This window comes from Pseudomonas sp. GW821-FHT02C04 (assembly GCF_059421845.1).
On the sequence record NZ_JBWKVT010000004.1, the window covers coordinates 129,291 to 155,917 of the forward strand.

Here is a 26,627-nt window from a genome sequence, read left to right on the forward strand (position 1 = left end):
AAAAGAATATGCGGCACAGAAGATGTCAGCGTGTTTTTTGACCAGGAGCAGCCCCATGAGTCCGTTGAACCTCGCTTCACCGCCGCCGCCACGACGGCTCAAACGTTTGCCTCTGGCCCTGTTGCTGGCGGGGAGTGCCAGCTGGAATCAGGGTTACGCCGATGAAGCTCAAAACCCTGTACCGACCCCGGCAGGCAAAAACGCCACCGCCACTTCGCAACTGGAGACCGTGACGGTCACCACTCGCCGTCGCGAAGAAAGTTCGCAGGATGTACCGACGCCGATGAGCGTGGTCAGCGGCCAGACTCTGGAGACGCAACGGGTCTACCGGATTCAAGACCTTCAGCAGTTGGTGCCCAGCGTCAACGTCGCCTACATGCATGCGCGCCAGTCCAGCGTGTCGATTCGCGGCCTGGGCAACAACCCGGCCAGCGACGGTCTGGAAGGCAGCGTCGGCCTCTACATCGACAACGTTTATCTGGGCCGTCCGGGGATGGCGGTGTTCGATCTGATGGACATCGAACAGCTCGAAGTCCTGCGCGGGCCGCAGGGGACGTTGTTCGGCAAAAACACCACTGCCGGGGTGATCAACATCAGCACCCGCGCGCCGAGTTTCACCCCGGAGCGCAGCATCGAAACCTCGGTCGGCGAGGACGGTTATTTCCAGACCAAGGGCACGCTTTCCGGGCCGCTCAACGATCAATTGGCCGGGCGCATTTCCGCTTATCGCACCCGCAGCGACGGCGACATCAAAAACGAATTCAACGGTCATGACCTGAACGGCGGCTCCCGCGACGGCTTCCGTGCGCAGTTGCTGTTCAAGCCCAACGAAAATTTCAATCTGCGCTGGATCGGTGACTACAACGAAGAGGATTCCAGCGCCGGTACCCGCGTGCTGTACAACACCGGGCCGACCATCAACGGCGTCAACCTCTATCAGTCGCGGGCCAACGCCGCCGGCGCAACGCTGGTCAACGGCTCGCACCGCAAGGTCAATCTGGACAACGACCAGCACGTCACGGTGCATCAGGGCGGCACATCGGTGGAGGCCAACTGGACGCTGCCGAGCGATTTCACCCTGACGTCGATCAGCTCCTATCGCTTCTGGAATTTCACCCCGGCCAACGACGATGGCCTCAATGTCGCGGCGACCTACAACGCCGGGGTTTCCGTTGAGGACAAACAGTACTCGCAGGAATTTCGCCTCGCATCGCCCAAGGGGGAGTTCTTTGATTACGTGCTAGGCGCGTACTACTTCGGTTCGGATCTGGACAACAAATCCTTCGCCTATTACGGCCCGCAGGCCGACATCTGGAACGGCACGCCACGGGGCGCATTGGCCAACGTCGGCAGCGTCGGCAACGGTCACATCAAGACTGACAGTTTCGCCCTGTTCGCCCAAGGCACCTGGCACCTCACCGAGCGCCTGGATTTCACCGCCGGGGTGCGCGGCACCTATGAAGAAAAGAATGCCTGGGTCACTCGCGATGCACCGGTCGGTGGCGCCGCTGTCACCGGTGCAGCGGCCACTGCACGACGCGGACGTACCGGCGCTTACGACTCTGGCGATCTCAACCAGTACAGCTCCAGCCCGTCCGGATTGCTCAACCTCAGCTATCGCATCACCGATGATCTGCTCGGCTATGCCACGCTGTCCCACGGCGAAAAATCCGGCGGGGTCAACCTCGTGGTCGGTTCCGCTCCGACCGCTGGCGCCGACTCGCTGCTGATCGGCACCGAGCGCGCCAACAACGCCGAGCTCGGCTTCAAGAGCACCCTGTGGGACCGCCGCCTGCAGCTCAACGCCAACCTGTTCTGGACTCAGGTCAACGCCTACCAGACCAACGCCTACGACGACGTCAACCGCGTGCAATACCTGACCAATGCCGGCTCTGTGCGCTCGCGTGGTGTGGAATTCGAAAGCACCGTGATCCCGCTGCGTGGCCTGACCCTGAACTTCAACGGCTCGTTCAACGACGTCAGTTACCTCTCGTACAAAGACGCGCCGTGCCCGCCGGAAGTCAGTCTGGCGCCGGGGGCTCCGGCCTCTTGCGACCTCAGTGGACATCAGGTCGTCGGTGCCTCGAAATGGATCGGCAATGCCAACGGCAAATACGAATGGAATCTGGCCAACGGGCTGCAACCTTACGTCACCGGCAGCTACGCATTCCGCTCCAAAGCGGTGGGCACGGTCGAGGATTCCGACTACGGCCAGATCCCGAGTTACGCGGTGGTCAATCTCTCCACCGGCCTGCGCGGTGATTTCAATCAGGGCCAGTGGGACGTCTCGCTGTGGCTGAAAAACGCCTTCGACAAAACCTACTACACGACCCTGTGGACCGGTGGCAACGGCGGTTATGAAGGCCTGCTCGGCACGCCGCGCACCCTCGGCGTCACCGGTCGCTACGACTTCTGATCGATCCTTCAAGGAGCTGCATCATGTTGCGCATCAAAACCGTTTTACCGGTGTTGTTGTCCGGCGCAGTGCTCAGTGCCGGAGCGCTCGCCGCGCCCAGCGTCTATCCCACAGGCGTCACCCGATACGACCCGGCCAAGGCCTTCAACCAATATGTGATCTTCAGCGGTGCCGACAAGCAGACGCACCTGATCGACATGAACGGCAACGAAGTGAAGAGCTGGTCTCAGGCCGGCTTCCCGTCAGCGATCATCGACCCGAAACTGGTCGGTGGTGAGCGCGGTCACGTCCTGCTGCAACTGAGCGACAAGGATCCGGGCAAGCTCGGTTCCGCCGGTAACGGCCTGGGTAATCAGAGTGTCGGCGAGCTGGACTGGAATGGCAAAGTCGTCTGGCAGTGGGGCGACAAGGCACCCGGTGGCGCTGCGCAACAGCATCACGACCAGCGTCGCCTGAGCAACGGCAACACCGTGGTGCTGGCGAACAAGGTGCACAAGGTCAAAGGCTTCAAAGTGCCCGAGGTGATCGACGATGCGATCTATGAAGTCAGCCCCGCAGGCGAGGTGAAATGGCAGTGGCTGGCGTCGGATCACTTGAACGAATTCGGTTTCACTGCCGAGCAATTGAAGCTGGTGCGTGCCAGTGAAAATCCGGATTACCTGCACATCAACAACCTTAGCCTGGTCGGGCCGAACAAATGGTTTGATGCAGGCGACAAGCGCTTCAATCCGGACAATCTGCTGCTCGACTCACGCAACGCCAATTTCATCGCCATCATCGACAAACACAGCGGCAAAGTGGTCTGGCGCCTGGGGCCGAACCTGCCGCTGGCCAACCCGAAAACCGCGCAGAAAATACCGCGCCCGGTGGACCAGTTCGTCGGTCAGCATGATGCGCACATCATCCCGGCTGGGCTGCCTGGCGCCGGCAATCTGCTGGTGTTCGATAACCAGGGTTCGGCGGGTTATCCCAACGTCACGCTGGGGCTGATTTCCGGCTCGCGGGTGCTGGAAATCGACCCGGTGAAAAATGAAATCGTCTGGCAGTACAGCGCGGCCAATTCGAAGCAGCCGGGGTGGGCGTTCTACAGCTCGTTCATCAGCAGCGCGCGGCGTTTGCCCAACGGCAACACGTTGATCGACGAGGGCATGAACGGGCGGTTTTTCCAGGTAACGGCCAGCGGTGAAAACGTCTGGGAATACGTCAGCCCTTATCTGGGCAAGGCGCCAGGCAGCGATGCGATCAGCAACTGGGTGTATCGAGCACTGCCTGTGAGTTATGACTGGGTACCGGCCGGAACGCCGCGTTCGGAGACGGCAGTGATTGCGCCGGTAGTCGGTGTGCAACAGACCAACGCCAGCCGTTAGTTTAAATGCTATTAACACTCTTCAGATTCGAAATAAGTTATGAGCGACATGAATAGTGCATATAGCAATATCGTTGAAAAGTCGCGTGGACAATAAGTAAATGTCCAACCATCCTGAGTGTCGTGAGTTTCCAGGAGGAAACTTGCTCTCATCGGAAGACACTTATCCAACGATAAAGGAAATCTCGTTATGTCGAGCATTAATGGCAACTATGTAAACGCTAACGCTGGCGCCAAACTGACGATTACCGATGGCAACGACTCCAACGGCACCTTCAGCGGCAAATTCAGCCAGAACGGCGTGAACTACGACATCGCGTACGGTCACTACCACTTCCAGAACAGCACCGGGCAGCCTACGATCATTACTTTCGCGGCTCTGAATGACGGCACTGGCTATCAGTCCTGGACCCTGTTCTCGCCGGATCACAACTACTCGAAAGTTCGTGCGGTGGGTTCGCGCACCAACTTTGACGGTGATGTAGTCGGTCTGGCCGGGGAGTTTGTGAAGCAATAAGAAATTTTGTAAGTCGAAGGCCGATGCATTAAACATGCATCGGCCTTTTTATTTGCCTCTTGAAAAGTTCGTCAACTATCACCTTGGTATTAGTTGTCACTGAATGCCGGGGCGTCGAAAACCCGATGCCTTGGATGAATACTTTTTATGCCGGGAAAGCATGTCGATTCTGGCGAATCGCTGGAAGCCTTGCGGGCCGTGGCTTTGGCGGAAATGACCGTTTTTTATATTCCATAAACATCTATCCATAACATGAAAGATTACTTTCGGAGATAAGCCTCTAGCCCAATGATTGACCCATCGATCACGCCGTGGGGGATTCAACAAGCGGCGCATCGGCTACGCGAAAAAACGCAAAGAGACCGCAGGGAGTAAATCAATGGGCAATGTCCAGACCGCCGCCAGTGCACAGGAGGTGCTGTGGCGCCAGGCGCCGAGCGGCGAGTTGGTCGATCTCGGCCGGCCCCATCGCGTGCCGTTGGGGCAACTGCGTTTGCAGCGCGCGCCCAAGGGCATTCTGAGCCGCCGCGAAACGATCCTGCTCGGCGTTCTGGCGCTGGTGGTGCATGGCGCGGTGATCTACTGGATCAATCAGCATCCGACACCGGCGCTGCCGATCGTGCCGCCGGAAATTCCACCGATGACCATCGAGTTTTCGCGCCCGGCACCACCGGCACCACCTGTGGTTGTACCGCCGCCACCGGCACCTGTGGTCGAGCCACCGCCACCGGTGGAAGACGAGCTGGCAACCAAGCCACCACCAAAACCGAAGCCGATTCCCAAGCCGAAACCGGTCGCCAAACCCGTACCAAAACCGGCCCCCAAAGCCGTCGAGCAACCCCCGGCTCCGCCACAACCGGCGGCCCCGGTCGCTGCACCAGCGCCACCTGCACCACCGGCGCCTGCTCCGGTGACCCCGGCCTCGGCCAACGCCGCGTACCTGAAGAACCCGGCGCCGGAATATCCGTCGCTGGCCCAGCGTCGCGGTTGGGAAGGCACGGTGTTGCTGCGGGTGCACGTATTGGCCAGCGGCAAACCGGGCGAGATCCAGATTCAGAAAAGCAGTGGCCGGCAACAGCTCGACGACGCGGCGCTGGACGCCGTGAAGCGCTGGAGCTTCGTGCCGGCCAAGCAGGGTGATGTCGCCCAGGACGGCTGGGTCAGCGTACCCATCGATTTCAAGATTCATTAAACCGAAACCAATTTCGCGCTAAACGTTTACACGAGGGAATACATCATGACGTTACTGGCATCTCCACTGGAATCCATCGAAAGCGCGGTGATCTGGCTGCTGGTGGTCTTCTCTGTCGCCACCTGGGGCCTGGCATTGCTCAAGGCTGTGCAGTTCGGCCGGTTGAAGGCGCAGGATCGCAAATTTCACAAGCGCTTCTGGGCGGCGTCGAGTCTGGACTCCGCCGCCGAGTTGAGCGAAACCCAGCCCGGCGCAGCAGCGCGGGTGGCACAGGCCGGTTATGCGGCGATTCAGGTGGGCGAGGCGCCGCAGGCCAATGACCTGAGCCAGGCGATCAACCATCAGGACCGCCTCGAACGAGCCTTGCGCCAGCAGATCGTCCGCGAGCGCCGTTCGCTGGAAACCGGTCTGGCAGTGGTCGCGAGTATTGGCAGTACCTCGCCGTTCATTGGTCTGTTCGGCACGGTGTGGGGAATCATGGAAGCGTTGAAAGGCATCAGCGCGGCAGGCTCGGCGAGCCTGGAAACGGTCGCAGGGCCCATCGGTGCAGCGCTGGTCGCCACCGGGGTGGGGATCGCGGTCGCGGTGCCGGCGGTGCTGGTTTACAACTACTTTTTGCGTCGTCTGAAACTGACGGCGGCGGACCTGGACGACTTTGCCCACGACTTCTACAGCCTGGCGCAAAAGAGTTCGTTCCGCGTGCTGATCCACCCGACCGCGCACAAGGCTGCGGCCCAGGGCAACGCAACAAAAGTGAAGGAGGCGTCCTGATATGGCCTTCTCCACGCAAGACAGCGACGAGGTGCTGAGCGAGATCAACGTGACGCCGCTGGTCGACGTGATGCTAGTGCTGCTGGTGGTGTTCATCGTCACCGCGCCGCTGCTGACCAACGCGATACCGATCAACCTGCCGAAGACCGAAGCGGTGGCGCCGGTCGAGCAGAAAGACCCGTTGGTGGTGAGTATCGACGGTGCTGGAAAACTGTTTATCAACAAGGACGAAATCCAGCCGGACCTGCTGGAGTTCAACCTCAAGTCGGCCAAGGCCAAGGACCCGGAAGTGCGCGTGCAATTGCAGGCGGACGACGGGGTGAATTATGGCGAAGTGGCGCGAGCCATGGCTTCGATTGAGCGGGCAGGCATCACAAAACTGTCGGTGATCACTGCACGATAAGGGTTTCACGTTTTTCCGGGGCCGTCTCCTTGGCAGGGTGCGGCCCCTTTTTTTGCTTGAGGATTTATATTCTTTTCAGGTCTTAATAAATAGCTTCTTATTCCTTAACGAATATAAATCCCGTCCCTATACTCCTTCAGGAACAGACACGACGCAGGAGAGCTCCCCCATGCGCAACGAATCAATCCGCTATCTGATTGTGCCGGGCTGGCAAGGATCGCCAGAAGATCATTGGCAAAGCCACTGGCAGAACAGTCTGCCGAACAGCGCGCGGGTGGAGCAGGCCGACTGGCTGACGCCGCGTCGTGAAGACTGGGTCGCGGCGCTGGCCGAGGCGATTGCCGCCGACAGCACGCCGGTGATCCTGATCGCCCACAGCCTGGGTTGCATCACCGTGGCGCACTGGGCGGCCACCGCGCCGTTGCAGCACCTGCGTCAGGTACGTGGCGCGCTGCTCGTTGCGCCTGCGGATGTAGAACGTCCGGCCTGTGTGCCGGCACTGCGCAACTTCGCACCGATTCCAACCGATCTGTTGCCTTTCCCAAGCCAGGTCGTCAGCTCCGACAACGACGCCGCCGTCAGCGCACCACGAGCGCTGGAACTGGCGCGCAACTGGGGCGCCGAGGCGGGAATTCTCGCGGGCGCCGGCCATATCAATGTGAAGTCCGGGCATCAACGCTGGGAGCAGGGGTTCGCTTATCTGTATCGCCTGCAAAACCGCATGGAACACCACGCCCGGCGTCGTGCCTGACCATTTTTATTTTTTAAACGCCCCCGTCTCCCGGCGATTTGGGGCGGGAGTCTGCCATGAGTTTCGAAACCTTCGGTCAGCCGTTGCTGACCTTTCCCGATGCGGAAAAAAGTCCCCTGAGCATTCGCGCGAAGGCGCTGGTGTTCGTCGATCCACGCTCGCGCCAGCTGCGCGAGGAAATGGCCCAACTCGCACCGCGCTCGATTTCGGTGTTGATTCGCGGCGAGACCGGCACCGGCAAGGAATTGCTCGCCCGCCATATCCACCGCGCCAGTGATCGCAGCGGCTTGTTTGTCTCGGTCAATTGCGGGGCGATCAGCCCGACGTATGCCGATGCCGAACTGTTCGGCTACGCCGCCGGCAGTTACAGCGGTTCGGCCAGCAGTCGCGCCGGCTGGTTCGGTTCGGCCAACGGCGGCACCTTGTACCTGGACGAAATCGGCGACCTGCCGCTGCCGATCCAGATCAAGTTGCTCGCCGCGCTGGAAAACCACGAAGTCACCCGCGTCGGGGCCCATCAGCCGAGCCCGGTGGATGTGCGCCTGGTCGCTGCGACCAGCATCGATCTGGCCCAGGCGGTGGCGGCGGGGAAATTCCACGAGCGGCTCTATCACTATCTCAGCGAAGGGCATCTGGAACTGCCTGCGTTGCGCGCGCGGGTCGGTGACATTCTGTCGTTGGCCGAGTACTTCCTCGGCATCTACAGCCAGCGCCTGGATCTGCCGGTGCCGCTGATCAGCGAAGCGGCGCAGGAGGTGCTGGAGCAACACAGTTGGCCGGGCAACACCCGGGAGCTGGAAAACGTCATTCACTTTGCGCTGCTGGTGAGCACTGGCGATGAAATTCTACCGGAGCACCTGAACCTGCCCGAGGTGTCTGGGACGCTGGTTCAGATCGAACGTCAGGTGGCGAGCATCACTGCCAAAGGGACAGCCGAGGAGCGTAAGGCATTGAAAAAATTACTGTTGAGCCTGAGCGAGGCGTTGTAACCATTTTGTTCAACATGAACAAAATGGAATATGAAGCTGAATAAACGTTATTGTCCGGGAATAAAAAATCCCGGTATTGTCCGCTTCACGCCAGCAGTAGCACATCGCTGGCACACGTATTAATGCCGTCGTCGATGACGACCGATTTTCGATAAGGACACTGCATGAAAAAGGTTCTGTTGTTTACCGCATTGGCGGCTGCTCTGACGGCTTCCCTGGCGCAGGCCGGCGAGAAACTGGTTGTCGCGGCGACCCCGGTTCCGCACGCCGAGATCCTCGAACTGATCAAACCGACCCTCGCCAAAGAAGGCGTGGATCTGGAAATCAAAGTCTTCACCGACTACGTTCAGCCGAACGTACAGGTTGGCGAGAAGCGTCTGGACGCCAACTACTTCCAGACCCTGCCGTACCTGAACAGCTTCAACCAGGGTAAATACAAGGATGACAAAGCCAAGTACCTGGTGACCGTGCAAGGTGTTCACGTTGAACCGTTTGGTGGCTACTCGAGCAAGTACAAGACCCTGGCCGAACTGCCGGACGGCGCCACCATCGCCATTCCGAACGAAGGCAGCAACAGCGGTCGTGCACTGATCCTGCTGCAGAAGGCCGGCCTGATCGAACTGAAAGATCCGAAGAACGCCCTGGCGACGCCAAAAGACATCGCCAAGAACCCGCACAACTTCAAGTTCAAGGAACTGGAGTCGGCCCTGCTGCCGCGTGTTCTGAAAGAAGTCGACCTGGACATGATCAACACCAACTACGCGCTGGAAGCCAAGTTGAACCCGACCAAGGATGCTCTGGTGATCGAGGGTGCCGATTCGCCTTACGTGAACTTCCTGGTGGCCCGTGAGGACAACAAGAACAGCGACGCGATCCAGAAGCTGGCCAAGGCCCTGACCAGCCCGGAAGTCAAAGCGTTCATCGAGAAGAAATACAACGGCGCGGTACTGCCGGCGTTCTGATCTGACGCAGCAACACAACCCCTTCAGGTATGAAAACGCCGATGGCCAGTGATGGTCATCGGCGTTTTTGTGTGTGCGCTTGCGATGATCGTTCCCACGCTCTGCGTGGGAATGCCTTATCGGACGCTCTGCGTTCGGCTCTTGATGGGACGCGGAGCGTCCCGGGCTGCATTCCCACGCGGACGGTTCGACGCCTCGACGTGGGAACGATCGAAGTGAGGGCTACGCAGCGCTGGTTTTCAGCGCGATGCGCAACGCCACCAACAACTTCACGATTTCCTGCGGATCCAGTCGCTGCGGCACTTTTACGTCCATGTTCTCTTCCTTGTTATGGGGTTCGGCCGAGGGAGTCTGGCCAAAAGCTGTTCGTCCTTGGAGGGCTTTGATGAAAAAAAGATCCGTCCTACAGCGCTGGGGACAATAGCCTTCCTCCTCCTTCCCGGCAAACCCGTCGATTAGTTTTTTGTGTGATATCAATATGCTTTATCGGTATTTAAATTCTTCTTTTTATACCTTTAAAGTCGGTGCCTGCCGGACAGCTATCCGCTGCCCATGGACTGCACCACCGTCGCTTACCGAGCGGCGTCAGGATGTTTCATGAACTTCGATTACGCATTTATCCTCAGCACCCTGCCGGCGTTTCTCAAAGCCGTGGGCGTGACGCTGCAGGTCGGTTTGATCGCCATCGGCACCTCACTGCTGGTGGCGTTGCTCAATGCGACGATTCTGGTGTTCCGCACGCCTTACCTGCAAAAGCTGGTCGGGCTGTATGTGGAGCTGGCGCGCAACACGCCACTGCTGATCCAGCTGTTCTTCGTCTACTTCGCCTTGCCGGCACTGGGGATCAAGGTTTCCGGTTTCACGGCGGCGATCATCACCATGACTTTTCTCGGCGGCGCCTACCTCACCGAAGTGCTGCGCGCCGGAGTCGATGCGGTGCCTCAGGCGCAACTGGAATCCGGCCGTTCCATCGGCTTGTCCCACGGTCAGTTGCTGCGCTACGTGATCCTGCCGCAAGCGGGGATCCTCAGCCTGCCGTCGCTGTTCGCCAATTTCATTTTCCTGCTCAAGGAGACCACCGTGGTCTCGGCCGTGGCGGTGCCGGAGATTCTCTACACCACCAAGAGCTACATCGCGCTCTACTACAAAACCTACGAAATGCTCGCCGTGCTGACGCTGATCTGCGTGCTGTTGTTCCTGCCGCTGTCGCTGCTGTTGAGCCGTCTGGAAAGGAGGCTCCAGCATGGCCAGTTCGGGTCTTGAACTGCTCTGGGTGTCGTTGCCGCAATTGGCCAAAGGCGCCGGGCAAACCCTGTCGATCTCGTTCCTGAGCATCGCCATCAGTACCGTCGGCGGCGTGCTATACGGCGTGTTGCGGACGCTCAACGTGACGTGGCTGAACGCAGTGCTGCGAATTTATCTGGAGCTGTTCCGGGCGATTCCGGTGCTGGTCTGGTTGTACCTGCTGTTTTTCGGCCTGCCGATTTTCTTTGGCCTGAGCCTGCCGAGCTTCTGGTGTGCGGTGCTGGTGCTGTCGCTGTGGGGCGCCAGCGAGGTCGGCGAAGTGGCGCGCGGTGCGCTGCATTCGTTGCCGCGCGGGCAGCGTGAAGCGGGACTGTCGATCGGTCTGAACGCTGCGCAGCTCTACGGCTATGTGCTGTTGCCCCAGGCGCTGAAACGCATGACGCCACCGACCATCAACGTCTACACGCGGATCATCAAGACCAGTTCGCTGGCGGTGCTGATCGGCGTGGTGGATGTGATCAAGGTTGGCCAGCAGATTATCGAGCGCACCTACGAATCGGTGCTGATCTACGGCGCACTGTTCCTGTTTTTCTTTTTCATCTGCTACCCGCTGTCGGCCGCCTCGCGCGTGCTGGAGCGGCGCTGGACGCAAGCATGAGCGCATTGATCGAGTTTCAGGGTTTCAACAAATTCTTCGGCGAACAGCAGGTGCTCAAGGGCATCGACCTGCAAGTGAAATCCGGCGAAGTCATCGTCATCCTTGGCCCCAGCGGCTGCGGAAAAAGTACTCTGCTGCGTTGCCTGAACGGTCTGGAAACCGCCCACGGCGGTCACTTGAAATTCGCCGGCCGCGAACTGCTGGACAAGGCCACCGACTGGCGTGAAATCCGCCAGCAGATCGGCATGGTGTTCCAGAGTTATCACCTGTTCCCGCACATGAGCGTGCTCGATAACTTGCTGCTCGGCCCGCTCAAGGTGCAGAAACGCGAACGCCGCGAAGCACGGCAGCAAGCCGAAGCATTGCTCGAACGCGTGGGCCTGGCGGACAAGCGCGATGCCTTCCCGCGCCAGCTCTCCGGCGGCCAGCAGCAACGCATCGCCATCGTCCGTTCGTTGTGCATGAACCCGCGGGTCATGCTCTTCGATGAAGTCACCGCCGCCCTCGACCCGGAGATGGTCAAGGAAGTGCTGGAAGTGATTCAGGGCCTGGCCCGCGAAGGCATGACCCTGTTGATCGTCACCCACGAAATGGCCTTCGCCCGCGCGGTGGCCGATCGCATCGTGTTCATGGATGCCGGGCGCATCCTTGAACAGACCCCGCCCGAGCTTTTCTTTACGAACCCGCAAACCGCACGCGCGCAGCAGTTCCTGGAGAAGTTCTCCTACGTCGAAGCACTGCCCACAACGACTCAAACCAAGGAACTGGAACTGCCATGAAAACTGCCAAAGCTCTATTCGCATTACCGCTGATCAGCCTCGCGCTGCTGGCCGGCTGCAACAAGACCGAAGAACCGGCCAAGCCGAAAGTCGCCAGCGAAAGCACTGCGCCGGCCGGTTATCTGGACAAGATCAAGGCCCGCGACAAACTGATCGTCGGCGTGTTCACCGACAAGCCGCCGTTCGGTTTCGTCAATGAAGCCGGTCGCTATGTTGGCTTCGATACCGACATCGGCCGTCAATTCGCCAAGGATCTACTGGGCGACGAAAACAAGGTCGAGTTCGTGGCCGTGGAGCCGGCGAGCCGCATTCCGTTCCTGCAGAGCGACAAGGTCGACCTGATCCTCGCCAACATGACCGTGACCCCGGAGCGCAAGGAAGCGGTGGAATTCACCAACCCGAACCTGAAAGTCGCGGTACAGGCGCTGGTTGCCCAGGGCAGCGAAGTGAAGAAACTGGATGACCTGGCGACCCGCACCACGATCGTTACCACCGGCACCACTGCCGATATCTGGCTGACCAAGAATCACCCGGACTGGAAACTGCTGAAGTTCGAGAAAAACTCCGAGTCGCTGCAAGCCCTGGCCAACGGCCGTGGCGATGCTTACGCGCAGGACAATCTGGTGCTGTTCAGCTGGGCCAAGCAAAACCCGGGCTACCGCGTGCTGGATGAAAAACTCGGCGCCGAAGCCCCGATTGCACCAGCGGTGAAGAAGGGCAACATCGAATTGCGCGATTGGGTGAATGCGGAGTTGGCCAAGCTTGGAGAAGAGAAATACCTGCTCAAGCTGTATGACCAATATGTGCGTAAAGAGCTGAGCGATGACACCAAGCCTGAGAGTGTGATTGTCGAAGGCGGGAAGTGGCAGGGCTAATCAGGCCAATTCCACGCCGGCTCATCCAGCACCCTCTGCCCGACGATCCCGGTCTGGCCGAGGGTTTTTTCCAGCACGATGCAATTGCATTCCTCATCCTCCTGCAACGCCGAAATCAATCGCCGTGCGTGTGAAACCACCCACACCTGACATTCCTGCGACGCGCGAATGATCAACCGCGCCAGCGCCGGCAACAGGTCCGGATGCAGGCTGGTTTCCGGTTCGTTCAGCACCATCAGCGACGGCGGGCGTGGCGTCAGCAGTGCGGCGACCAGCAGCAGATAACGCAGCGTGCCGTCCGACAACTCCGCCGCCGACAGCGGTCGCAACAACCCTTCCTGAAAAAACTCGATGGCAAAGCGTCCGCCCGCCAGCGGCGCGATGTTCAACCGTGCGCCGGGAAACGCATCGCTGATCGCGGCCTGCAACGCCTCGGGGTCGCCGATTTCGCGGATGGTCTGCAAGGCTGCCGCCAGATCCCGGCCGTCGTGATGCAGCACCGGCGTGCGCGTGCCCAGTTGTGGCTGACGCACCGGGGCGTCGGCGTCGCTGCGAAAGTGATCGTAGAAGCGCCAGCGGCGAATGAACTCGCGCATCTGGAACACTTCCGGCGAGGTGCGCAGGCTGCCGACCTGATCGAACAGGCTGTCGAATGTCGGCGTGTGCTGGGCCATGACATCCCAGGTGCGACCATCACGGGTGCGAATCATTGGCCCGTCGCGGTCCACCAGCAAGCTGGCGGGTCGATAGAGCGACCCGGCCCAGATGCATTCCCGCTTGATTTGCGGATCAAGGCTGAATCGCGAAGGGGTCGGTACGCGGTCTCCAGGCAGCATGAAATGCCCGTTGGAGTCAGGGAGCCCGAGGCTGATCGAATAACTGAAATTTTCCCCGGCAAACCCCAGCCGCAGACGTTTCACACCCTGGCGGACCGTCGATTGAATCGGCACTTCGCCATTGCGCATGCGCCGGCTGATGGTTTCCGGCCCGGCCCAGAACGTCGAGTCCAGCCCGCCCTCACGGGCCAGCGCATTGACCACGCCGCCCTGAGCGGTTTCCGCCAGTAGTCGCAGCGCCCGGTAAAGATTGGACTTGCCGCTGCCGTTGGGGCCGGTGATCAGGTTCAGCCGACCCAGCGGGATTACCAATTTGTTGATCGAGCGGTAATTGGCCACCGCGAGGGTCTTGAGCATGAAAATCCTTCTTGGGTGCCCCGAATTCCGAGTCAGGATACCTGCTGCACATAAATGCATATATCGCCCGGACGAAGGTTGAACCCTGTTCTAAGCTCACAGTCGTACCGTCACTTGCACGTTCGTACACAGGAAGGAGTCTGCATGGCGAGTCCCGGATTGAAAACAGCGGTGATGCTGAGCCTGCTCGCTTTGCTCGCGGCCTGCAGCGAAAAGAAGCCGCCTCAGGAATACCTGCCTCGGGTCTTTGTGCAAGAGGTCAAACCCGCGGACTTCGCGGCGTCCGTGACCCTCACCGGTGACGTTCAGGCGCGAGTGCAGACCGAATTGTCGTTCCGGGTCGGCGGCAAGATCATCCAGCGCATGGTCGATGTCGGTGACCGCGTCTCGGCCAAACAAGTGCTGGCCAAACTCGATCCCAAGGACTTGCAGACCAACGTCGACTCCGCCCAGGCCCAGGTGCTGGCCGAGCAGGCGCGGGTCAAGCAGAGCGCCGCCGCATTCGTCCGGCAGCAGAAACTGTTGCCCAAGGGTTACACCAGCCAGAGCGAATACGATTCCGCACAGGCCGCGTTGCGCAGCAGCCAGAGTGCCTTGAGTGCGGCCCAGGCGCAGTTGGCCAATGCCAAGGATCAACTGAGTTACACCGCGCTGATCGCCGATGCGCCCGGCATCATCACCGAGCGTCAGGCCGAAGTCGGCCAGGTGGTTCAGGCCACCGCGCCGATCTTCAGCCTGGCCCGGGACGGCGACCGTGACGCGGTGTTCAACGTTTACGAATCGCTGCTGGCCGAGCGCCCGGCGGAGCGTTCGATTGTCGTCAGTCTGCTCGACAACCCGCAAATCAAGACCACTGGCACCGTGCGTGAAATCACCCCGGCGGTGTCGGCGCAGTCCGGCACGGTTCAGGTCAAGGTCACCCTCGACAGTCTGCCGCAGGGCATGCAGCTCGGGTCGGTGGTCAGCGCCACCGCCAAGGGCAGCGGCAAATCGGCGGTGGAATTGCCATGGTCGGCCCTGACCAAAAACATCAGCGAACCTGCGGTGTGGATGGTGGACGACAAGGGTGAGGCGCAACTGCACAACGTCACCGTCGGCCGCTACCTGACCGGACACGTGATTATCAGCGCCGGCCTCACGGGCGGCGAGAAAGTGATCATTGCCGGCGGACAACTGCTGCATCCGGGGATGAAAGTCGAGATCGCCGAGAACACCTACAAGGATCTGCAACCGGGAGCGCAGCCATGAAGCCTTTGTGGGTGATGTCGATCGGGCTGCTGCTGGGTGCCTGTTCCAAGAACGAGCCACCGCCGGAGCCGGTGCGCCCGGTGCTGTCGATCAAGGTCGAAGCGCTGAGCGAGGAAAACCTCGGGCGTTTCGCCGGCAGCATTCAGGCGCGCTACGAGAGCAACACCGGTTTTCGCGTCGGCGGGCGCATCGCCAGCCGCAACGTCGATGTCGGCGCCGAGGTGCAGAAGGGCACCTTGCTCGCCACCCTCGATCCGTCCGACCAGCAGAACCAGTTGCGTTCGGCCCAGGGCGATCTGGCGAAAGTCGAAGCACAACTGATCAACGCCCAGGCCAACGCTCGGCGGCAGCAGGCGCTGTTTGATCGCGGCGTCGGCGCCCAGGCGCAACTGGACATCGCCACCACCGATCTGAAGACCACCCAGGCGTCCCTCGATCAGGCGCGGGCGGCGGTCAACCAGAGCAAGGATCAGCTCGGCTACACCGAGCTGCGCTCCGACCATAAAGCCGTGGTCACCGCCTGGAACGCCGAAGCCGGGCAAGTGGTGACGGCCGGCCAGCAAGTGGTGACGCTGGCGCAACCGGACATCAAGGAAGCGGTGATCGATCTGCCGGACACGCTGGTCGACCAGATTCCCAGCGACGTGGTGTTTCTGGTGGCCGGGCAACTCGATCCGAGCATCAACACCACGGCCGTCATCCGTGAAATCGAGCCTCAGGCACAAAGCGCTACCCGTACCCGCCGCGCGCGTTTGACGCTGGCCTCAACGCCGCCCGGATTCCGCCTCGGCACCGCAATCAGCGTGACCCTCAGTTCAGCGATCAAGCCGCGAATCGAATTGCCCGCGACAGCCTTGCAAGAAGCCGACGGCAAAACCCGGATCTGGGTGATCGACCCGCAAAACAAAACCGTTGCCCCGCGTGACGTCAGCGTGACCAGCCGCACCGACAGCACCGTGGTGCTGGCCGGTGGGGTCAAGTCCGGCGAGCGTGTGGTCAGCGCCGGCGTCAACAGCCTCAAACCCGGACAAGCCGTGAAACTCGACGAGGACAGTCAATGAAAGGGTCTTTCAATCTCTCCGAATGGGCCCTCAAGCATCAGTCGTTCGTCTGGTACCTGATGTTCGTCGGGCTGCTGATGGGGGTGTTCTCGTACATCAATCTGGGGCGCGAGGAAGACCCGTCGTTCACCATCAAGACCATGGTGATCCAGACCAAGTGGCCGGGTGCGACCCAGGAGGAAACGCTCAAGCAGGTCACGGACCGCATCGAGAAAAAACTCGAGGAACTCGATTCACTCGATTATGTGAAAAGCTACACGCGCCCCGGCGAGTCAACGGTCTACGTCTATCTGCGCGACACCACCAGCGCCAAGGACATCCCGGAAATCTGGTACCAGGTGCGCAAGAAGATCAACGACATTCGCGGCCAGTTTCCCCAGGGCATTCAGGGGCCGGGATTCAACGACGAGTTCGGTGACGTCTTCGGTTCGGTCTATGCGTTCACCGCCGACGGCCTGACGATGCGCCAGTTGCGCGACTATGTGGAGCAGGCCCGCGCCGAGATCCGCGGTGTGCCGGGGCTGGGCAAGATCGAAATGATCGGCCAGCAGGACGAAGTGCTGTACCTGAACTTCTCGACCCGCAAACTGGCGGCGCTGGGCATTGATCAGCGTCAGGTGGTGCAGAGCCTGCAATCGCAGAACGCCGTGACCCCGGCAGGTGTGATCGAGGCCGGACCGGAACGCATTTCGGTGCGCACCTCCGGGCAGTTCGCCTCGGAAAAGGATCTGGCCGAGGTCAATCTCAAGCTCAATGACCGTTTCTATCGTCTGGCCGACATCGCCGAAATCAGTCGCGGTTACGTCGATCCGGCAACGCCGGAGTTCCGCTTCGACGGCAAACCGGCCATCGGCCTGGCCATTGCGATGCAGAAGGGTGGCAACGTTCAGGCATTCGGCAAGGCCCTGCACGCGCGTATCGATGAACTCACCGCCGATTTGCCGGTGGGGGTGGGTGTGCACACGGTTTCCGATCAGGCCGTGGTGGTGGAAGAGGCGGTCGGCGGCTTCACCAGTGCGCTGTTCGAAGCGGTGGTCATCGTGCTGGTGGTGAGTTTCATCAGCCTCGGCGTGCGTGCGGGTTTGGTGGTGGCGTGCTCGATCCCGTTGGTGCTGGCCATGGTGTTTGTGTACATGGAGTACAGCGGCATCACCATGCAGCGGATCTCTCTGGGTGCATTGATCATCGCCCTCGGGTTGCTGGTGGACGATGCGATGATCACCGTGGAAATGATGGTGACGCGGCTGGAAATGGGCGAGAGCAAGGAGCAGGCGGCGACGTTCGCCTACACCTCCACAGCGTTTCCGATGCTTACCGGTACGCTGGTGACCGTGGCCGGTTTTGTGCCGATTGGTCTCAACGCCAGCTCCGCCGGTGAGTACACCTACACGCTGTTCGCGGTGATCGCGGTGGCAATGATCGTGTCATGGGTGGTGGCGGTGTTCTTTGCACCGGTGATCGGCGTGCACATCCTCAGCACCAACGTAAAACCCCATGAAGCCGAACCCGGACGCATCGGGCGGGCGTTCAATGGCGGCCTGCTGTGGTGCATGCGCAATCGCTGGTGGGCGATCGGCATCACGGTGTTGTGCTTCGTACTGGCGGTGTTCTGCATGCGCTTTGTGCAGAATCAGTTCTTCCCGTCGTCCGATCGCCCGGAAATCCTGGTCGACCTGAACCTGCCGCAAAACGCCTCGATCGATGAAACCCGCAAGGCCGTCGACAAGCTCGAAGCCTCGCTCAAGGGCGACCCGGACATCGTGCGCTGGAGCACTTACATCGGCCAGGGTGCGATCCGTTTCTACCTGCCGCTGGACCAGCAACTGCAGAACCCGTACTACGCGCAACTGGTGATCGTCAGCAAAGACTTCAAGGCCCGCGAAGCCTTGAGCCAGCGCCTGCGTGATCGTCTGCGCAAGGATTTCGTCGGTATCGGCAGTTACGTGCAAGCCCTGGAAATGGGCCCGCCGGTCGGTCGTCCGATCCAGTACCGGGTCAGCGGCAAGGACGTCGATCAGGTGCGCAAGCACGCCATCGACCTGGCCACCGAACTGGACAAGAGCCCGCACATCGGCGAGATCATTTACGACTGGAACGAGCCCGGCAAAGTCCTGCGCATCGACATCGCTCAGGACAAGGCGCGTCAGCTCGGCCTGTCATCGGAAGATGTGGCCAACCTGATGAACAGCATTGTCAGTGGCTCGCCGTTGACTCAGGTGGACGACGATATCTACCTGATCAATGTGGTCGGCCGCGCGGTGGATTCCGAGCGCGGCACACCGGAAACCCTGCAAAACCTGCAGATCGTCACACCCAACGGCACGTCGATTCCGCTGTTGGCGTTCGCTACGGTGCGCTATGAACTGGAGCAGCCGCTGGTGTGGCGCCGCGACCGTTTGCCGACCATCACCATCAAGGCCTCGGTGCGCGATGAAATCCAGCCGACCGATCTGGTGAAAGTCCTCAAGCCCACCATCGATGCCTTCGCCGCCAAACTGCCGGTGGGCTACAAAGTCGCTACCGGCGGTACGGTCGAGGAGAGCGGCAAGGCGCAGGGGCCGATTGCCAAGGTCTTGCCGCTGATGCTGTTCCTGATGGCGACCTTCCTGATGATCCAGTTGCACAGCGTGCAGAAGCTGTTCCTGGTGGCCAGTGTCGCGCCGCTCGGGCTGATCGGCGTGGTGCTGGCGCTGGTGCCGACCGGTACGCCGATGGGCTTCGTGGCGATTCTGGGGATTCTGGCGCTGATCGGCATCATCATCCGTAACTCGGTGATCCTTGTGACGCAGATCGAAGAATACGAGCAAAAAGGCTACGCGCCCTGGGATGCGGTGGTGGAAGCGACCGAGCACCGGCGCCGGCCGATCCTGCTCACCGCGGCGGCGGCGAGCATGGGCATGATCCCGATCGCCCGGGAAGTGTTCTGGGGGCCGATGGCCTACGCGATGATCGGCGGGATCGTCATTGCGACGCTGCTGACGCTGCTGTTTCTGCCGGCGCTGTATGTGGCCTGGTACAAGATTCGCGAGCCGAAGAAAAGTTAGATCAAAAGCTTCCCTCACCCTTGGGTGAGGGGAATCAGATCTTGCACCAGACACTCGCCAACCAAGGCTGCTGCTCACGCGGCAGCCCCGCCGGTCGGTAGTAATGCTCCAGTTCCACGAACCCGGCAGCGGTCAGCAATCCGCGCCACGCTTCAAGATCGTGGTACGAGCCATAACGCGGCCCGTTCCACCCTTCACGGTTATCCCCACGCGGGTTGGAACTGAACAACACCCCACCCGGCTTCAGTGTCCCGTGTAACTGCTGCAGAACCCGTGGCAATTCCTGCAACGGCACATGAAACAGCACCGCGTTGGCGAAGATGCCGTCGAAGCGTTCTGCCGGCAGATCCAGCTTCAGAAAGTCCTGGCACCATACCTCGCAGCCACTGTCTTCCCGAGCCATCTGTGCGAACTTTTCCGCGCCGTCGAGGCCTACGGCGACGTGACCCATGCGCGTGAAGGTCTGCAAATCCCGCCCAGGTCCACAGCCGAAATCGAGGATGGAAAACGGCGCCTCAGCCTGAATGTGCCGCAGCAGTGCATCGATGTTCTGGCTGACATCGTGATCGCGGGTGCCTTCACGAAAATCCTCGGCCACCGCGTTGTAGTGGCCGAGGGTAGTGGAGGTGATCTGTTCCAGATCGGTGGGGGTCTGCTTCATGGTCGGGCTGCGCTGGCAATGGATGTTGCCGACTATACGCCATGCAGTTCAGCGCTTGTTCAACCCCCGCGCCAGGCGATCGCCACCCAGCTGAATCACCGCCACCAGCGCCACCAGCAACACGATTACGGTCAGCATGATCTGGCTGTCAAAGCGTTGATAGCCGTAGCGATAAGCGATGTCGCCCAGACCGCCAGCGCCAATCGCCCCGGCCATGGCCGATGAGTTGATCATCGTCACCAGGGTGATGGTGAAACCGCCAACAATTCCCGGCAGCGCTTCAGGCAACAACACGTGCCAGATGATGTGCCAGCGTCGGCACCCCATGGCTTGCGCGGCTTCGATCAAGCCGTGGTCGACTTCGCGCAGGCTAACTTCGGCGATCCGCGCAAAAAACGGCGTGGCCGCAATGGTCAGCGGCACAACGGCCGCCCACACACCGTACGTGGTGCCGACAATCAGCCGGGTGAACGGGATCAGCGCCACCATCAGAATCAGGAACGGGATCGAGCGGAACAGGTTCACGAACGCACCCAATGCGCGATTGAGCACCGGCGCTTCGTAGATCCCGCCCTTGTCGCTGGTGACCAGAATCACCGCCATCGGAATTCCCGCCAGCAAAGCGATCAACGACGACACGCCGACCATCAGAAACGTATCGATGAAACCCTGCAGCAAGCGATCAAACCACATAACCCAGCACCTCCGTGCGTTGTGCCCATTGGCTGGCACGCTGGCGCAATTCCTCGGCGTTCAGCTTTGATCCCGCCACCGCCAGCAGCAATTGCCCGAGCGCGTGCCCCTGAATCCGTTCCACGCCGCCTTGCAGCAATTTCACCCGGCCACCGAGCGCGGCGAACAGTGCGGCCAGATCCGGTTCGTCCTGCTGGCTGCCGGTGAACTGCAAACGCAGCACCACCGATGCATCGGACGACGACGGTTGGGCCTGCAAACGGCTTTGCAATTCTTCGGGCAAGGCGTGTTGCAGCGGTGCGAGCAAGGTCTGGCTGACCTCGTGTTGCGGGTTGCCGAACACTTCCCAGACCGGGCCCTGTTCGACAATGCGACCATGTTCCAGTACGACGACGCGGTCGCAGATTTCCCGGATTACAGCCATCTCGTGAGTGATCAGCACAATGGTCAGGCCCAGGCGTTTGTTGATCTCGCGCAGCAGGCCGAGGATCGACTGAGTGGTTTCCGGATCGAGAGCAGAAGTGGCTTCGTCGCAGAGCAGAATGTCCGGGTCATGCACCAGCGCGCGGGCGATGCCGACACGCTGTTTCTGCCCTCCGGAAAGCTGCGCCGGGTAAGCCTTGTGCTTGGCCTGCAGGCCCACCAGCTCCAGCAGTTCGCGAACCTTTTTCTCCCGTTGCTCCTTCGGGACACCGGCGACTTTCAGCGGCAGTTCGACGTTCTGCCACACCGTTTTTGCCGACATCAGATTGAAGTGCTGGAAGATCATGCCGATCCGCCGACGCAGGGCGACGAGGCGATCCTCGTCGTACTCGCCGATGTCCACCTGATCGATCAGCACCCGGCCCGAGGTCGGTTGTTCGAGGCGATTGATGGTGCGGATCAGCGACGATTTGCCGGCGCCGCTGCGACCGATGATGCCGAACACCTCACCGCGCTGGATCGCCAGGTCGATGCCTTGCAGGGCTGCAACCGGGCCTTGTTTGCCGTCGTAGGTTTTGCCGAGCCCGACGAAACGCACATGGGCCCGGTTCAGCTCGGGATGCAACTCGGTGCGCTGTGCCAGCGCGGGTGGCTCTGGAAGATCCAGTCGCCGTTGAATGGCTGCGGTCATCCTCAGCTTTCCCAACCGGCCTGGTACAGCTTGCCGTGGGCCTTATCCAGCGCGGCGCGTACGGCCGGCGAATGCTGGTAGATGTCGACGAACTTGATCAGACGCGGGTCGGTCTTGCTCTTCGGCTGGATCACGAACTGGATCACGTATTCCTTGTGGTCGAGGCCGTCGAACAGCAGCGCAGAGCCTGCATCGAAGGTCTTCGCCAGACGGATGTAGGCCGGGTAGCCCTGGACCAGATCGGCGTCATCGTAGGCGCGTACCAGTTGCACGGCTTCGACTTGCAGGATCTTGATCTTCTTCGGGTTGGCGACGATGTCGTCTTCGGTGGCCTTGTAGCCGACGCCCGGTTTCAGGGTGATCAGACCGGCCTTGGCCAGCAGTTGCAGGCCGCGTCCGCTGTTGATCGGATCGTTGGCGATGGCGACGCTGGCGCCTTCCGGCAGTTCGTCGAAGCTTTTGTATTTCTTCGAGTACAGGCCGACGTTGTTGATGATCCCCGGGGCGAACGGCACCAGGTCGAAACCGGAGGCCGCCTTGGCGTTTTCCAGGAACGGGATGTGCTGGAAGTAGTTCACGTCGATGTCGCCGGCGGCGAGGCTGACGTTCGGAGCGATCCAGTCGGTGAACTCCACGAGCTCGACTTTCAGGCCTTGTTTGGAGGCTTCCTCGACGGCGGCTTCCAGCGGAATCGCGAACGCGGCTGTGGTGCCGATTTTCAACGGCGCGTCGGCGGCGAAAACCGCCGAGCTGAACAGGCCGAAGGCCAGGGCCAGTGCTTTGACTGGGTGGGACAGGAGTTTCTTGGTCATGGTGGTTTTCCAGTCAGTGCGAGGAGGTGTGTCGGTAGTGGGCACCGGTGTGCTGCTGCGGCAGATGCGCTTCGCCGTGAAACAGTTTTTCCCGCAGGCTGCCGGTGTCGTACGCGGTCTTGTACGAGCCGCGCCGTTGCAGCTCCGGAATCACCAGATCGATGAAATCCACATAGCTTTCCGGGGTGACGATGCGGGTCAGGTTGAAGCCGTCGAGGCCGGTTTCGGCGATCCACGATTCCAGTTCATCCGCCACTTGTTGCGGTGAGCCGACCACGGTGATGTAGCGCCCGCCGAGGGCGTGCTGGTCGAGCAATTTGCGTCGGGTCCAGTCGTTGTTCTGCAGGTTCTTGGTGGCGGACTGGATCGCGTTGCTCTTCACGTACTGGATCGGTTCGTCGATTTCGTACTGGGAAAAATCGATCCCGGTGGATGCCGAGAAATGCGCCACGCCCGCTTCGGCGCTGGCATAGCTCAGGTACTCGGCATGCTTGGCCCAGGCCGCTTCCTCGGTCTCGCCGACGATCACGTTGAGGCCCATGAACACCTTGATGTCCTCGGGATTGCGACCTGCCTCGACGGCGCTCGCGCGGACCTTGTCCACCTGCACCTTGGTCGACGGCTTGTTCTGACCGCTGATGAACACGCACTCGGCATGACGCCCGGCGAACAGCAGACCGCGCTCCGAACTGCCGGCCTGGAACAACACCGGCGTGCGCTGCGGCGACGGCTCGCAGAGGTGATAACCCTCGACCTGATAGAACTCGCCCTTGTGCTCGACCTTGTGCACCTTGTCTGGCTGCGCGTAGATCCGCTGCTGCGGATCGTTGAGCACTGCACCGTCTTCCCAGCTGCCCTCCCAGAGTTTGTAGAGCACTTCGAGGTACTCGTCGGCCTGGTCGTAACGCCGGTCATGTTCGACCTGTTCACTGAGGCCCATGGCCTTGGCGGCACTGTCCAGATAACCGGTGACGATGTTCCAGCCCACCCGCCCACGGCTCAGGTGATCGAGGGTCGACATGCGCCGGGCGAACAGATACGGCGGCTCGTAGGTGAGGTTGGCGGTCAGGCCGAAACCGAGGTTTTTGGTCACCGCGGACATGGCCGACACCAGCAGCAGCGGATCGTTGACCGGCAGCTGGATTGACTCTTTCAGGGTGACGTCCACCGAGTTCTGGTAGACGTCGTACACGCCGACGATGTCGGCGATGAACAACCCGTCGAACAGCCCACGCTCCAGCAATTGCGCCAGTTCGGTCCAGTATTCAATGGTCTTGTATTGGGTCGAGGTGTCCCGTGGATGCGTCCACAACCCGTGGTTGATGTGGCCGATGCAGTTCATGTTGAACGCATTGAGCAGGATCTTCTTTTTTGCGGCAGCCATCAGATGGTCCCTCGCAGCGGAGGGTTTTCATCGTTGAGGTAGTAATTGCCCACCGCGTGATATTTCCAGCGCACCGGGTCGTGCAGGGTGTGTACCCGGGCGTTGCGCCAGTGACGATCAAGGCCGTGCTCGATCAGGGTGGCCTGGCTGCCGGCCAGTTCGAACAACGTGCTGCCGGCGGCCAGAGAAATTTCAGTGCTGATCGCCCGCGCTTCGGCGACGGCAATCGAGGCTGCCGCCACCGTTTCGGCGTTGGTCTCGGTCTGAGCCGCGTCGAGGAATTCGCCGGCACGTTCGAGCAGGGCTTCGGTGGCGTGCAGGCGGATGCTCAAGTGGCCGAAGCTCTTGAGGGTCAGTGGGTCTTCGGTGGCCTTGTCATTGCCCGAGTCGATCCACGGCCGGGTCTTGCTGCGCACGAAGTGCAGCGCATCTTCGTAGGCGGCGCGGGCGATGCCGGTGTCGATGGCGGCGTGAAGGATCTGCGCCAGCGGGCCGACGGTGGTCGGGCGCTCGAAAGCGCTCTGGAAAGGAATGACGTCTTCGGCGGCGACATACACGTCTTCGAACACCACCGAACCGCTGCCGGTGGTGCGCTGGCCGAAGCCGCTCCAGTCGTCGATCACCGTCAGGCCTTTGCTGTCGCGCGGCACGAACGCCAGTTGCTGCACACCGTTTTCATCGACTACCGACGTTGGAATCCGTTGGGCGTAAATGGCGCCGGTCGCATAGAACTTGCGACCGTTGATGCGATAACCGTTGCCGTCGCGTTGGAGGCTGGTGACACGGTCATGGGCGGTCTTGGTGCCCAGTTCCGCCAGGGCATTGCCGAAGCGCTGGCCGGCGAGAACTTCGGCGTACAGGCGTTGTTTCTGTTCGTGGTTGCCGTTCACCCGGAGCACTTCCAGGGCATAGAAATGGTTCTGTGGAATCTGCCCGAGCGAGCCATCGGCCCGGGCGATCAGGGCGATGACGTTGGCCAGGGTCACGTTGGACACGCCGGCGCCGCCGTATTCCTTGGGCACGCTGATGCCCCACAGGCCGGAGCGGGAAAACACGTCGAGTTCCGGCAGCGGCAGGCGGCGTTCGCGGTCGCGCAGGTTGCTGTCGCGCTGGAAGTCTTCGGCCAGGTCGCTGGCGACGATCAGGGCTTGCTCGTCGCTGGTGATGACCGCGACGGGATGAGAAAGAGTCATGTGTTTCTCCAGAGATCTGGTCAAAAGTGTTCTGGTCGTCAGATCCAGGAATGGCGTGCAGGCAACTTGCCGTTGAGGCGATAGGCGCCGACCGCGTGGTACTTCCAGCGCACCGGGTCGTGCAAGGTGTGCACCCGTGCGTTGCGCCAGTGACGGTCGAGGTTGAATTCGGCGAGGGTGGCGCGGCTGCCGGCCAGTTCGAAGAGCTTTTCGCTGGCCAGCAGCGAGATTTCGGTGGTCAGCACCTTGGCTTCGGCCACGGCAATCGAGGCGCGGGCGGCGGACTCTGCGGTGAGTGGTGCGGCGTGAACCTGATCCAGCACTTGCCCGGCCTTGCGCAGCAGCGCTTCGGCGGCGTGCAGTTCGATTTTCAGTTTGCCGATGTCGGCGATCACGTAGAGATCGTCGCTGGCGCGTTCAACCTTGGCGTCGATCCATGGCCGGGCGCGGGTCTTGACGAATTCGATGGCGTCATCGATGGCGCCACGGGCGATGCCGGCGTCGATGGCCGCCTGAATCAGTTGCGACACGGCGCCCTGGGTGTTGGGCTTTTCGTTGATCTTCCAGTTGTCCACCACAAGACCAGCGTCGACCCGCACGTTGTTCAGCAGGATCGTGCCGCTGGCAGTGGTGCGCTGGCCGAAACCCGACCAGTCATCGACGATGCGCAGGCCCGGCGTGCCACGACGGACGAAGGCCAGCACTTGCCTGCCTTCATCGTTGAGGGCCTTGACCGCGACCCAGTGGGCGAAGAGGGCGCCAGTGGAATAGAACTTCTGGCCGTTGATCACGTAGTCATCGCCATCGGCGGTGATGCGCGCTTTCAGCTCCAGGGTGTCTTTGGTGCCGCGCTCTGGCCCGGCGTTACCGATGCGCCAGCCTTCGAGCACGCTCTGCAACAACTGTTTTTTCTGCTCTACGGTGGCGCTACCGAGGATCAGGTTGATGATGCCGAACTGGTTCTGCGGGATCTGTCCCAGTGCCGGGTCGGCCGCGGAAATGATCGCGAACACTTCGGCCAGGGTCACGAAGGAAACCTGCGGCCCGCCATATTCGCGCGGGATGGCGATGCTGCCGAGGCCGCTGCGGGTGAACTGTTCGATTTCCGACCACGGCAGCTTGCGCTGGCGGTCGCGTTTGGCGGCCTGCACGCGGGCGACTTGCGCCAGTTCATGTGCAGCCTTGATGGCTTGAGCGTCGTTGCGCAGCACTTGCGCGGGCAACAACAGCGGGGCGATGTCCAGGTCACTCTGGACGTTTGCGTCTGCCAGACTGGACATCAGTGCCGCTCCTTGGCTGC

24 protein-coding genes are annotated in these 26,627 nt (G+C 61.0%); 16 read left to right on the forward strand and 8 right to left on the reverse strand.

Translation table 11 applies throughout. The features are described 5' to 3' along the window. The first annotated feature begins 55 nt into the window (after positions 1-55). The 13 genes from AC07VV_RS16245 to AC07VV_RS16305 all read left to right on the forward strand — a co-directional run bounded on the left by AC07VV_RS16245 (position 56) and on the right by AC07VV_RS16305 (position 12,924). The gene (locus tag AC07VV_RS16245) at positions 56-2,416 is read left to right on the forward strand and encodes a TonB-dependent receptor (protein ID WP_495036811.1); all 2,361 of its coding nucleotides are present in this window, start codon (positions 56-58) and stop codon (positions 2,414-2,416) included. A 23-nt stretch (positions 2,417-2,439) separates the two neighbouring features. Beyond that, entirely contained in the window at positions 2,440-3,783 is a 1,344-nt protein-coding gene (locus AC07VV_RS16250; RefSeq protein ID WP_495036812.1) for an aryl-sulfate sulfotransferase, read from the forward strand. Between the two features lie 189 nt (positions 3,784-3,972). Further along, a complete protein-coding gene (locus AC07VV_RS16255) occupies positions 3,973-4,299 on the forward strand; it encodes a hypothetical protein (protein WP_007952780.1) in 327 nt (108 codons plus the stop codon). Positions 4,300-4,678: 379 nt separating this feature from the next. Then, positions 4,679-5,491, forward strand: a complete 813-nt coding sequence (locus tag AC07VV_RS16260) for an energy transducer TonB (protein ID WP_041475106.1) — start codon at positions 4,679-4,681, stop codon at positions 5,489-5,491. A 45-nt stretch (positions 5,492-5,536) separates the two neighbouring features. After that, a complete protein-coding gene (locus tag AC07VV_RS16265) occupies positions 5,537-6,262 on the forward strand; it encodes a MotA/TolQ/ExbB proton channel family protein (protein WP_011331927.1) in 726 nt (241 codons plus the stop codon). A 1-nt stretch (position 6,263) separates the two neighbouring features. Then, on the forward strand, positions 6,264-6,665 hold the full coding sequence (locus AC07VV_RS16270) for an ExbD/TolR family protein (protein WP_003220570.1): 402 nt from the start codon (positions 6,264-6,266) through the stop codon (positions 6,663-6,665). A gap of 169 nt (positions 6,666-6,834) precedes the next feature. Continuing rightward, complete coding sequence (locus tag AC07VV_RS16275) at positions 6,835-7,416, forward strand: alpha/beta hydrolase (protein ID WP_085712674.1); 582 nt, start codon at positions 6,835-6,837, stop codon at positions 7,414-7,416. 56 nt (positions 7,417-7,472) lie between these two features. Then, complete coding sequence (locus AC07VV_RS16280; protein WP_495036813.1) at positions 7,473-8,405, forward strand: sigma 54-interacting transcriptional regulator; 933 nt, start codon at positions 7,473-7,475, stop codon at positions 8,403-8,405. A 164-nt stretch (positions 8,406-8,569) separates the two neighbouring features. Further along, positions 8,570-9,367, forward strand: coding sequence for a MetQ/NlpA family ABC transporter substrate-binding protein (locus AC07VV_RS16285; protein ID WP_096821875.1), 798 nt, complete (start codon positions 8,570-8,572; stop codon positions 9,365-9,367). A gap of 597 nt (positions 9,368-9,964) precedes the next feature. Further along, on the forward strand, positions 9,965-10,630 hold the full coding sequence (locus tag AC07VV_RS16290; RefSeq protein ID WP_096821876.1) for an amino acid ABC transporter permease: 666 nt from the start codon (positions 9,965-9,967) through the stop codon (positions 10,628-10,630). Next, positions 10,611-11,270, forward strand: coding sequence for an amino acid ABC transporter permease (locus AC07VV_RS16295; RefSeq protein ID WP_096821877.1), 660 nt, complete (start codon positions 10,611-10,613; stop codon positions 11,268-11,270). The genes AC07VV_RS16290 and AC07VV_RS16295 overlap by 20 nt, the downstream gene beginning before the upstream one ends. Next, entirely contained in the window at positions 11,267-12,049 is a 783-nt protein-coding gene (locus AC07VV_RS16300; RefSeq protein WP_495036814.1) for an amino acid ABC transporter ATP-binding protein, read from the forward strand. The genes AC07VV_RS16295 and AC07VV_RS16300 overlap by 4 nt, the downstream gene beginning before the upstream one ends. Then, a complete protein-coding gene (locus tag AC07VV_RS16305; RefSeq protein WP_305833345.1) occupies positions 12,046-12,924 on the forward strand; it encodes a transporter substrate-binding domain-containing protein in 879 nt (292 codons plus the stop codon). The genes AC07VV_RS16300 and AC07VV_RS16305 overlap by 4 nt, the downstream gene beginning before the upstream one ends. Here AC07VV_RS16305 and AC07VV_RS16310 read toward each other — a convergent pair. Then, positions 12,921-14,117 (reverse strand): AAA family ATPase, encoded by a 1,197-nt coding sequence (locus AC07VV_RS16310; protein WP_495036815.1) that lies wholly within the window; start codon positions 14,115-14,117, stop codon positions 12,921-12,923. The genes AC07VV_RS16305 and AC07VV_RS16310 overlap by 4 nt on opposite strands. Before the next feature lie 144 nt (positions 14,118-14,261). Between AC07VV_RS16310 and AC07VV_RS16315 the strand changes: the two genes are divergently transcribed. From AC07VV_RS16315 to AC07VV_RS16325, 3 genes are read left to right on the forward strand one after another with little or no spacing between them, the layout of a single operon-like run. Beyond that, the gene (locus AC07VV_RS16315; protein WP_495036816.1) at positions 14,262-15,365 is read left to right on the forward strand and encodes an efflux RND transporter periplasmic adaptor subunit; all 1,104 of its coding nucleotides are present in this window, start codon (positions 14,262-14,264) and stop codon (positions 15,363-15,365) included. Continuing rightward, positions 15,362-16,426, forward strand: coding sequence for an efflux RND transporter periplasmic adaptor subunit (locus AC07VV_RS16320; RefSeq protein ID WP_096821882.1), 1,065 nt, complete (start codon positions 15,362-15,364; stop codon positions 16,424-16,426). Before AC07VV_RS16315 ends, AC07VV_RS16320 begins: the two co-directional genes overlap by 4 nt. Then, complete coding sequence (locus AC07VV_RS16325) at positions 16,423-19,470, forward strand: efflux RND transporter permease subunit (RefSeq protein ID WP_495036817.1); 3,048 nt, start codon at positions 16,423-16,425, stop codon at positions 19,468-19,470. Before AC07VV_RS16320 ends, AC07VV_RS16325 begins: the two co-directional genes overlap by 4 nt. A 34-nt stretch (positions 19,471-19,504) precedes the next feature. On the opposite strand, the gene AC07VV_RS16330 is transcribed toward AC07VV_RS16325, so the two are convergent. From AC07VV_RS16330 to AC07VV_RS16360, 7 genes are read right to left on the reverse strand one after another with little or no spacing between them, the layout of a single operon-like run. Further along, positions 19,505-20,131, reverse strand: a complete 627-nt coding sequence (locus AC07VV_RS16330; RefSeq protein ID WP_495036818.1) for a class I SAM-dependent methyltransferase — start codon at positions 20,129-20,131, stop codon at positions 19,505-19,507. A 48-nt stretch (positions 20,132-20,179) separates the two neighbouring features. Next, on the reverse strand, positions 20,180-20,824 hold the full coding sequence (locus tag AC07VV_RS16335; protein WP_096821885.1) for a methionine ABC transporter permease: 645 nt from the start codon (positions 20,822-20,824) through the stop codon (positions 20,180-20,182). After that, positions 20,814-21,938, reverse strand: coding sequence for a methionine ABC transporter ATP-binding protein (locus AC07VV_RS16340; RefSeq protein WP_495036819.1), 1,125 nt, complete (start codon positions 21,936-21,938; stop codon positions 20,814-20,816). The genes AC07VV_RS16335 and AC07VV_RS16340 overlap by 11 nt, the downstream gene beginning before the upstream one ends. Positions 21,939-21,940: 2 nt before the next feature. Then, positions 21,941-22,750, reverse strand: coding sequence for a MetQ/NlpA family ABC transporter substrate-binding protein (locus AC07VV_RS16345; protein ID WP_007952748.1), 810 nt, complete (start codon positions 22,748-22,750; stop codon positions 21,941-21,943). Between the two features lie 13 nt (positions 22,751-22,763). Next, the gene (locus AC07VV_RS16350; RefSeq protein WP_495036820.1) at positions 22,764-24,134 is read right to left on the reverse strand and encodes an LLM class flavin-dependent oxidoreductase; all 1,371 of its coding nucleotides are present in this window, start codon (positions 24,132-24,134) and stop codon (positions 22,764-22,766) included. Beyond that, positions 24,134-25,327, reverse strand: coding sequence for an SfnB family sulfur acquisition oxidoreductase (locus AC07VV_RS16355; RefSeq protein ID WP_495036821.1), 1,194 nt, complete (start codon positions 25,325-25,327; stop codon positions 24,134-24,136). Before AC07VV_RS16355 ends, AC07VV_RS16350 begins: the two co-directional genes overlap by 1 nt. Positions 25,328-25,365: 38 nt before the next feature. Then, the gene (locus AC07VV_RS16360; protein ID WP_495036822.1) at positions 25,366-26,607 is read right to left on the reverse strand and encodes an SfnB family sulfur acquisition oxidoreductase; all 1,242 of its coding nucleotides are present in this window, start codon (positions 26,605-26,607) and stop codon (positions 25,366-25,368) included. Between the last annotated feature and the right edge of the window lie 20 nt (positions 26,608-26,627).